Origin of the sequence: Streptomyces sp. 13-12-16 (assembly GCF_002114215.1) — a bacterium.
Classification (GTDB): Bacteria; Actinomycetota; Actinomycetes; order Streptomycetales; family Streptomycetaceae; genus Streptomyces.
This window is the reverse complement of the sequence record NZ_NCTE01001212.1, coordinates 1-547: the sequence shown is the minus strand read 5'-3', so window position 1 is coordinate 547 and position 547 is coordinate 1. Positions and strand designations below refer to the sequence as shown.

1 protein-coding gene is annotated in these 547 nt (G+C 77.1%); it reads right to left on the bottom strand.

The window, feature by feature from the left end; translation table 11 throughout:
* Positions 1-547, bottom strand: a 547-nt coding sequence (locus tag B7767_RS37890; RefSeq protein ID WP_143652873.1) for a condensation domain-containing protein, incomplete at both ends; no start/stop codon positions are given.

Sequence of the window (547 nt, the reverse complement as noted above, 5' to 3'; positions counted from 1 at the left end):
GGCCCACTCGGGTGCCCGGCCGTCGCGGCGGGCGGCGTAGGCGGTGCTCAGGTCCTCGGCGAAGGGGCGCAGCGACCAGCCGTCGGCGGCGCTGTGGTGCAGGACGAACAGCAGCGTGGTGCCCAGGAGCCAGACGGCGAGGGGGCTTTCCGCGGTCAGGTCGAAGGGGTGCCGCAGCGCGGCGGTGACGTACGCGGCGGTCTCCGCCGCGGGGCAGTCGACGTGCCGCAGCACCGGGCGGAGCTCCCCCGGCGGCAGGATGCGCTGGCAGGGGGTGCCGTCGTGCCCGGCGATCACCGTCCGCAGGATCTCGTGGCGGTCGGCCAGGTCGCCCAGGGCCGCCTGGAGCGCCCCGGTGTCGAGATCGGTGCCGGCGGGGACGAGGAGCGGGATGTTGTAGGTGGCCGCGCCTTCGTCGAGCCGGTTCAGGAACCACATGCGTTCCTGGGCGAAGGACAGCGGCACCCGCTGCGGGCGCACGAGGCCGCCGAGGACCGGCCGGGGCGGGGCGCCGTCCGCCCCCGCGGCGACGCGCTGGGCGAGGGCG